Consider the following 8,558-nt stretch of genomic DNA (forward strand, 5'->3'; position numbering starts at 1 on the left):
CCGGTGCGGCCCGCGGCGCGGGCGGCCGACCGCGCCCGGCCGTGCTGCCGACGCTCGCGCTGCTGCTCGCCGTCACCACGGCCGGGTTCGGCGCCGACGTGATCGGGGCGGTCGACTCCGGCCGGGCCCGCGAGGCCCGCCTCGCCACCGGCGGCGACGTCATGGTGAGCGCCCCCAAGGGCTTCGGCCTGGCCGACTCCTTCGCCGAGCGGGCCGACCGGCTGCCCGGCGTGCGGGCCGCCACCAATGTCACCCTGCTGACCGACGCGGCGGTGCTGCGCCCGGACCGGCCCCACCTCACCATCAGCCTGGTGGTGGTCGAGCCGACGGCCTACGCGGAGATCTCCCGGTCCCTCGGGCGCGGCGCCTTCGACCCGGCGCTGCTGGCCGCCCCCGACGGCCCGACCGGGCCGGAGGCGCGCGAAGTCCCCGTCCCCGCCCTGTACTCGCGCGGACTGGTCGAGCAACTCGGCGGTCGGGCCGGGGCGGAGCGGATCTACCTGACCAGCACCGGCGAACTGCGCGCCCAGTACGCGGGCACCATCGACGCCACCCCGGCGCTGCGCGACTCCACCCACCCGTTCGTCGTGCTCCCGGCCGGCCCCGCCACCGCCCGGGTGCCCGGACTCGGGGACCACGGCCACTGGTTCGCCGTCGGCGACATCGACGAAACGGCCGTCCGGTCGCTGACCCGGGACCTGCCCGTGCACCCGATCGTCGCGGACACCGCGCGACGGACCGGCGTGCCGGTGGTCGGCCCGAACCCCGGCGACATCCCGGACGGCTACCTGGTGAGGACCAGTGCCGCGCTCACCGCGGAACTCACCGAGGACCCGCTGCGGCAGGCCGCCGTCCTGGTGTTCCGCGTCGGGACCGCCGGCGCGGGCGCGTTCGCCCTGATCGCCGCCCTGCTCACGCTGGTCCGCGCCGCGCCCGACCGGTCCGCCGCGCTGGCCCGGCTGCGCACCATGGGGCTGCGGCCCCGTCAGGGGCTGGCGCTGATCCTGGTCGAGACCCTGCCGCAGACGCTGCTCGCGGCGACCGGCGGCCTGCTCGCCTCGCTCGCCGCCGTCGTCCTGCTCGGCCCGGCGCTCGACCTGTCCGCCCTGCTCGGCACCGACGTGCCGCCCGGCCTGCCGCTGCGCCCCGGCGCCGTGCTGCCCCCGGCGCTGGCGCTGACGGCCCTGGTCACGGCCGGTGTGCTGGCCGAGGCGCTGATCGCCGGCCGGCGCCGGATCGCCAAGGAGCTCCGGGCCGGCGACACGGTCTGACGGCCCTCCGGCCGCCGCTCGCGGCACGCCCCCGGCTCCTCCGACGGAACCTTGTGACCCGGTTGTGAAGATCGATAACATGCCCCGAGCGGCCCGGGGAGCGGCCTCGGGGAGCACCGGAGAGGGGCGAACCGTGGCAAGGCTGTCGGCGTTACCCGGACGGGACGAGGAGCGCGCCGCGCTGGCGCGGGCCCTGGACGAGCTGAGCACGGGGGCCGGCGCGGTGCTCGACCTCGCGGCCGATCCCGGCCTCGGCAAGACCAGCCTGCTGCACCTGCTCGCCCGGCTGGCCGCCGACCGCGGCGCCACCGTCCTCCGGGCCCGGGCCGAGGGCCCGGCGGCCAAGCCCTACCAGGTGTTCCGCGACGCCCTGGACAACGGCGACCACCGGCCGGACACCGCCGCCCCGCACTGGGACACCGGCTCCGACCGCGACCTGCTCCGCGCCCTGCGCGACCGGTGCGCGGACCCGGCCGGCACCGTGCTCCTGCTCGACGACTTCCACCACTGCGACCCGGCCTCCGCCCGCCTCACCGAACGCCTCCTCGGTGAACCGCCGCCGGACCGCCTGCTGGTGGTCCTCGCCCACCGCCCCCGGCAGACCCCGCCCGCCCTGCTCGCCGCCCTCGACGGCGCCAAGCAGGCGGGCACCGTGCTCCGCGTCGAACCCGCACCGCTCACCGCCGCCGCAGTCGCCGCCCTGCTCCCGTCGGCCACCCTGTTCCCGGACGCCGACGAGCACCGGGCCGAACGGCTGCGCGGAGCCTCCGGCGGCAACCCCCGGATCCTGCACCTGCTGCTCGCCGCCGGCCCCGACCCGGACCGCTGGCCCGAACGCTCGGACGCCGCCGCCGGACCGCTGCTGCGCGCCGCCGCACCCCTGCTGGCCGAACTCGACGCCCTACCCGCACCGGTCGCGGACGTACTGGCGGCCGCCGCCGTGCTCGGCGAACCGTTCCGGCTCGGCGACGTCGCCCGGGTGGCCGGGGAGCGCACCGACCGCACCGCCGACGCGCTCGCCGAACTCGCCCGGGCCGACCTGGTCCGCTCCCTCGGCCCGGGCGGCGACCTGGTCTTCCGACACCCAGTACTCGGCCGCCTGGTCCACCACCGGCTCAACCCCGGCCTGCGGCTGAACGCCCATCGTCGGGCCCTCGCGCTGCTGGAGGAGCGCGGCGCCCCGGCCACCGCCCGGGCCCGGCACGCCGAGCAGCTGCTGCTCGGCGGAGGCCCGGCCGAGGCCCTGCCGGTGCTCGTCGAGGGCGCAGCCGAGGTCGTCGTCCGCTCACCCGCCACCGCCGCCCGCTGGCAGCGGGCCGCGCTGGAGTCCGCGCCCGCCGACACCCACGACGCCCGGACCAGGATCGGCCTGGCGCTGGACCGCTGCCGGGCCCTCACCGCCGCCGGCCGGCTGGAGCAGGCCCGAGCGCTCGGCCACGAGATCCTGCGCACCCCCGGCGGCCTGCCCGAGCCGCTCGGTGTCCAGGCCCTCGCGGTCTGCGTCGGCGTCGAACGGCTGCTCGGCCGGTACGCCGAGGCCGACGCGATGGCCCGCACCGTCGTCGACCGGCTGCCCCGCCCGCTGCCCGCCCCGCTGCCCGCCGCGACCGCCGACCTGGTCCTCGACTACGGCCTGCTGCACGCCGTCCGCGGCACCGCGGCCGAGGTCCGCGCACTCGCGCACGAAGGCGCCACCGCCGCCGCGGCCACCCCCGGCGGCGAGGACGGCGGCACCGCGCTCCGCGTGCTCGCCGCCTTCTGCGACAGCTACGCCGGGGACTTCGCCCTGGCCGAGCCCGAGATCGAGCGGTGCGGCCGGCTCGTCGACGCCCGCCCCGACACCGTCGCCGGCCGCGCCCCCGACGTCCTGGCCCTGCTCGGCTGCGCCGAGCTGTACGTCGAACGCTTCACCGACGCCCACCGGCACCTCAGCCGCGGCCTGGCCACCGCCAGCGGCGGCGCCCACAAACACAGCGCCGTCAACCACCTGCTCGGACTGTCGATCCTGGACCAGTGGGCCGGCCGCCTCGACCAGGCGCAGCGGCACGCCCGCGAGGCCGAACGGCTGGGCACCGAGATCGGCGCCCCCGATGTCGTCGGCCTGGCCATGGCGATGCGCGCCAGCGCGCTCCTGTGGGCGGCGCCCCGGCGCCGCACCGCGGAGGTGGTCGCGCTGGCCGAGCAGGGCCTGCGGCAAACCGTGCCCGGCACCGGCTGGTGGGCCGGATCCGCCGTCGGACTGCTCGCCCAGGCCCGGCTGGTGGGCGGCGACCCGGCCGCCTGCCTGCGCACCCTGCTGGAGGAGAGCGGCGGCGAGGACCTCCACCTGCTCCAACCGGCCGCCCACCCCTCGCTGTTCGCGCTGATGACCACGGCCGCGCTGCTGTGCGGCGACCTCGACACCGCCCGCCGCAGCGCCCGCGCGGCGGACACGGCGGCGGAGCGGCTCGGGCGGCTGCCGTTCCAGCAGTCCCAGGCCGACCGCGCGGCGGCCGCGATGGCGTTCGTCGACGGCGACCCGGCCCGCGCGGCCGAACTCGCCCTGCGGGCCGCCCGGGTGCTCCGGGGGCTGCGGATGCCCGTCCAGTACGCCTGGACGGTGATCGCCGCCGCCCCCGTGCTCGCCCAGGCGCACGGCACCGCCGCCGCCCTGGGCGAGCTCGACGAGGCACTCGACGCCGCGCGCGGCTGCGGCGCGCTGCGCCTGTGCGAGGACGGTGCCCGGGTGCGGGCCGCCCTGACGGCCGGCGGCCCCGGCGGCTCCCCCGTCGACCCGGTCCCCGACCCGTCCGAACCGGGCGCCCTGCTGAGCGCCCTGCTCAGCGCCCGGGAACGCGAGGTGGCCGAACTCGCCGCCGACGGCCTGTCGTCCCGCCGGATCGCCGAGCGCCTGGTGCTCAGCCCCCGCACGGTCGACACCCATCTCGGCAGCATCTACCGCAAGCTCGGCGTCTCCTCCCGCTCCGCCCTCGCCCGGCTGCTCCACGGCCCCGGCGATCCAGCAGGTCGGGACCCGATTAGGTAGGCAGCTTGCGCAGTTCTACCGATGCCCCGGTACGGGAGGGGCCACGAGACTCGTCCGCGACGGGGCGGGACACCGCACACGGACGCCCCGCGTTCCCCTCACCCTCGAACCCCCGACCGTGGAGAGACCGTGCAGCTCAAGAAGGCCCTCGGAGCCGTCGCCCTCGGCGTCACCGTCCTGACCGCCGTGCCCGCCCTGGTGGTGCCGCAGATGGCCGCCGCCGCCGACTGTTACACCAGCTGCGACCCCTGGGACGACCCGAACTTCGTCAACGACCCGATCGTCGTCATCGGCCACAACCCCCCGCCGCCCAGCGAGGGCTGGCCCATCCCCTGGCACGGCGGCGGTGGCGGCGCGGCCTCGGCGACCGTCGCCGCGTACGGCGAGAAGTTCGAGGACAAGCAGTTCTGCCGCAAGAACGGCAATCCCTACCAGGAGAGGCTCAACGTCACGGTCCAGGTGGCGACCGGGTACAAGGTGACGGCGACCCTCTCGGCCGAGGCGCTGAACGCCCTCAAGGCCGCTGTCAGCGCCGAGATCAACACCACCACCACCACGACGCACGGCGTGGACGTCACGCTCCAGCCGGGCCAGAGCTTCGGGGTGTTCGCCCAGTACCAGACGGTCACCTACTCGATCACCCTGCCGGGCGGTCAGACCCAGCTGGTCGACGTGCAGGTGCCGACCAACACCATCATCGACCACGCCTGCTCATGATCCATCAGCTCCCGGCGGCGGCACGGCGGATCAAGCCCGTCGTGCCGCCGCCCGGCGCCGAGGCCGTGCCCGCCGGGGACCGTGCCCGCGCACTCGACGCCCTGACCGGACTGGCCGCCGCCGCGGCCCACCTCGGCGACCCCGACCTGTTCCACCGGCCCCGGGCCCGCTCGCGGCTGCACCTGCGGCACGTCGGGGCGGCCGATCCCCGGGTGCTCGCCGAGCAGTTGGCCTCGGCGGCCGAGCACCGGGTCGCGGCCGGGCTGCTGGCCGTCCGCTCGGTCCGCGCCGAGCTTGCCGAACGGCCCGGAGAACAGACCGGTGAGCGGCCGCACTTCACGCCGGACGCGCTCGCCGAACTGCACCGGCTGCTGGTCGCCGGCGACCCCAACATCCCCGGCGGCGGCGGATTCCGCCGCACCACCGCCAGGATCACCTGGCCCGACGGGCAGCGCTTCGTCGTCGCGGTCGCCCCGGGGCGGCCCCTGCTCGGGCAGATGGAACGCTGGTACCGCTGGGGCGCCCGCACCTCCTCCCCCGCGCTGGACGCGGCCGCACTCCAGATGCTGCGGCTGTTCACCGTCCACCCCTTCCCCGACGGGAACGGGCGGATCGCCCGACTGCTCGCCCAGTGCGACCTGGTGGGCGCCGGACTGCTGCCCGGGCTGCTGCTCGACCTGGACGGCTGGGTGGACGCCAACCGGGACGCCCACGACCGGGCCGTGGTCGCGGCGGCCGAGGGCGACCTGCCGCAGTGGGGCACACTGTTCGCCCGGGCGGTCACCGAAACCGCCCGCCACCGCACCGCCACCCTCGCCGAGCACCGGCGGATCCTCTCCGCCGCCACCGCCCGCGCCGCCGACGACCCGACGGCGGTCGCGGTGCTGGAAGCGTTCCGCTCCGCGCCCGCCGTCTCGGCCGACTCCCTGCGCGACCTGCTCCCGGAGGACCCGCGTCCGGCGCTGGCCCGTCTGCGGACCGCCGGGCTCCTCACCCCGCACCCCCGCCTCCCCGGCGCCCTGATCCACCCGGGACTGCTCGCCCTCCTCGACGAGCCCTATCCGCAGCCCGCCCCGGTCTGACGTCCGGACCTACTGGCCGCCGAGCAGGCCCAGGACCCGCTGGACCGCCTCGACGACCGGCACGCCGACCGCGCCGACGGTGGCGGCGATCCCCGCCACCGCCATCAGCGCCCGGTGGCGCTCGCGCGGCACCGCCTGCGGGCCGACGACGATGGCCGGCAGCGCCTCGTCGATGGACTCCGCGGCCAGCGGCGCCACGCCGTCCCGGAGTTCGACCAGCAGAGTGATCAACTCCTGCACCGCCCGGGTGAGTTCGTCGGTCGCCCGGACGCTGTCCGCGCCCGGCGCGTGGTGGTGCACGATGCCCTTGTTGTCGGTGCCGCCGTACATGTTCACCACGTCGCCGTGGAAGTGGTCGCCGCTCATCCCGTCGCCTTCCCCGTGTTGCCGCTGCCGCCGTACATGTTCACGTTGTCGCCGAAGTGGTAGTTCCCGGTGTTGACCGTCAGCGACCGGATCGACAGCTCGACCTCGAACTCCGGGTTCTCCAGCGCGTGCGAGAGCAGCCGGACCGCCTCCCGCAGCTCGCGCCGGTCGGCCGTCCCGACCAGCGCCGTCGCGTTCCCGGCGGTGTCCACCGCCAGGACCGGCATCGCAGGAGCGGCGATGACGCGGGACATCTCCAGGAACCCGTACCCCACCCAGAACAGCGCCACGGTCAGGGCCAGCCCCTTGAACGGCTCGACCTCCTTCCCGACCCCGAACGGGAACCCGGAGCCGACCACGGCCAGCAGGGCCAGCGTCGAGGCCTGCACCACCTGCCGCGCGAACCTCAGCACCGCCTCCTTGCGCTTGGGCATCAGCACGAAGGCGTAGACCCGCACGATGTTGTGCAGCGGGTACGCGGCCCCGCCGACCCACAGCAGCCGCTTGCTGACCCTCAGGTCGACCGAGCCCGTCAGCACCGCCGACGGGCCGGTCGAGAAGGGCAGGCCGCCCCGGTCCCCGATCGTCGGCGGTGCCGACGGCCGTGGCGGCGGCGGCAGCGGCGGCAACTGCCGCGCCGGGTCCCGCCAGGGACGGTCGGACCGATCGTTCTTCTCCACGCTTCCCCCTCGCGTGTCCGCTCGGGGCCCGGCCCACGACCGACGATCCCGAGAATGCGCAATCACCGTGCCATCGACGGCTGTCATGCACAATCCCTCCGCACCGCACGGTCGCCCGACCGCGCGAACCGCTGACGACCGGTCAGCCGCGGGGCTTCCCGTCGGCGGGGAAGGCGACCAGGCCCTGGTCGGTGTTGCCGAACAGCAGGCCGCCGCCCGCCCACAGGGCGATCGGGCCGAAGCCGCCGGTGGTGCTGCCGAGTTGGAAGCTCCATCCGGTGATGCCGGTGGCGGCGTCCAGTGCGTGGACCGTGGTGCCGAGGTAGAGGTAGACGTTGCCGTCCGCGCAGTGCAGGGCGGGCGGCTTCAGTGCGCCCGGCTCCCGGGCCGTCCGGGCGGTCCACCCCGGGCGGCCGGTCGCGGCGTCGAAGGAGCGGACGACCATGGTCATGCCCAGGTCCGCGCGGTCGATCCCGGAGGCGTAGACGGTGGCGCCGTCCGGGGAGGCCACCACCCCCTGGTAGAGCACCGTGTCGGCGGACTGCCAGGCCACCTGGCCGGTGTCCGGCTCCAGCGCGTAGAGGTGGTCGGACAGGAAGAGGAAGCGTCCGCCCGCCGAGGTGTGCGGGCCGTCGTACCAGAGGGCGTTCAGTGCCGGGCTCGCCTGGGAGGCGGTGGTCGACACACCCGGGGCCGGCTGGTTCCAGCGGATCCGGCCGCCGTCGCCGGCGTCGACCCCGGTGATCCTCGGCGCGTCGCCGCGCAGGGTGGCGCGCGCCCACAGCAGGGTCCGCCCCGAGGAGGGCACCATCAGCCTGATCCGGCCCCAGTCCTCGTCCGGGGTGCGGGTCGACCAGTTCACCTTGCCGGTCTGCCCGTCGACGGCCCAGACGGTGCCGGTCGACCTCTCCCCGTCGGTGCTGACACCGGTGACGAGGACGGCGCCGTCGAGCATCCCCGGCACCGCGAAGGACTGCACCAGTTTGGCCAGCTCCCCGGTGTTCCATACCTCCTGGCCCGTGCCGAGGTCGAGTGCGCGCAGCAGGCGGTCGAACCCGTACCGGCTGCCGCTGGTCGCCGTGTACACCCGGGAGCCGTCCAGTGCGACCGTGTCGCCTCCCAGATAGGTCGTGGTCGAGTCGATCGAGTTGGGCACCGGGCCCCAGAGCGGGCGGCCGGTGAGGTCGAAGGCCCAGATGTGGTCCTTGCCGACGGCGAGCACCGCCCGCTCCGAGCCCACCACCTGCACCAGGGCCTCGGTGACCGGCCCGGTCCACAACGGGGTGGCGACGGTGCCGGTCCCGATCGTGACGGCCGCCGAGGGAGTCGCGGAGGGAGTCGTCGAGGAGGCCGTCGTGGGGGTCCCGGACGCGGCGGCCGGGGCTGCCGACGCGCCGGACGAGGGGCCGCCGGTCGG

Annotated in this window: 6 protein-coding genes and 1 pseudogene; 4 read left to right on the forward strand and 3 right to left on the reverse strand. The window is 76.3% G+C overall.

Annotated features, from left to right (window positions below; genetic code table 11):
- The 4 genes and pseudogenes from BI06_RS30520 to BI06_RS30535 form a co-directional block, all read left to right on the forward strand.
- A pseudogene (locus BI06_RS30520) lies at positions 1-1,271 on the forward strand (hypothetical protein); the annotation flags it as partial.
- A 133-nt stretch (positions 1,272-1,404) separates the two neighbouring features.
- Positions 1,405-4,296: a LuxR family transcriptional regulator gene (locus BI06_RS30525; protein ID WP_051742156.1), complete on the forward strand. Its 2,892-nt coding sequence runs from the start codon at positions 1,405-1,407 to the stop codon at positions 4,294-4,296.
- Positions 4,297-4,425: 129 nt separating this feature from the next.
- Complete coding sequence (locus tag BI06_RS30530) at positions 4,426-5,013, forward strand: DUF6426 family protein (protein ID WP_043472870.1); 588 nt, start codon at positions 4,426-4,428, stop codon at positions 5,011-5,013.
- Positions 5,010-6,095, forward strand: a complete 1,086-nt coding sequence (locus tag BI06_RS30535) for a Fic family protein (protein ID WP_043472873.1) — start codon at positions 5,010-5,012, stop codon at positions 6,093-6,095. The genes BI06_RS30530 and BI06_RS30535 overlap by 4 nt, the downstream gene beginning before the upstream one ends.
- Before the next feature lie 9 nt (positions 6,096-6,104).
- Here the strand turns inward: BI06_RS30535 and BI06_RS30540 are convergent, their stop codons facing one another.
- The 3 genes from BI06_RS30540 to BI06_RS30550 form a co-directional block, all read right to left on the reverse strand.
- Positions 6,105-6,461 (reverse strand): hypothetical protein, encoded by a 357-nt coding sequence (locus BI06_RS30540; RefSeq protein ID WP_030397495.1) that lies wholly within the window; start codon positions 6,459-6,461, stop codon positions 6,105-6,107.
- Positions 6,458-7,141, reverse strand: coding sequence for a DUF6232 family protein (locus BI06_RS30545; protein ID WP_051742158.1), 684 nt, complete (start codon positions 7,139-7,141; stop codon positions 6,458-6,460). Before BI06_RS30545 ends, BI06_RS30540 begins: the two co-directional genes overlap by 4 nt.
- A 142-nt stretch (positions 7,142-7,283) precedes the next feature.
- The coding region (locus BI06_RS30550; RefSeq protein WP_043472878.1) for a PQQ-binding-like beta-propeller repeat protein at positions 7,284-8,558 on the reverse strand (1,275 nt) is incomplete at its 5' end.

Origin of the sequence: Kitasatospora sp. MBT66 (genome assembly GCF_000710405.2) — a bacterium.
In the GTDB taxonomy this organism is placed as follows: domain Bacteria; phylum Actinomycetota; class Actinomycetes; order Streptomycetales; family Streptomycetaceae; genus Kitasatospora; species Kitasatospora purpeofusca.

Bases quoted from the DNA above. Each gene is read 5' to 3' on its own strand.
- BI06_RS30540 (WP_030397495.1), bottom strand. From the start codon at position 6,461: ATGAGCGGCGACCACTTCCACGGCGACGTGGTGAACATGTACGGCGGC.
- BI06_RS30535 (WP_043472873.1), top strand. From the start codon at position 5,010: ATGATCCATCAGCTCCCGGCGGCGGCACGGCGGATCAAGCCCGTCGTG.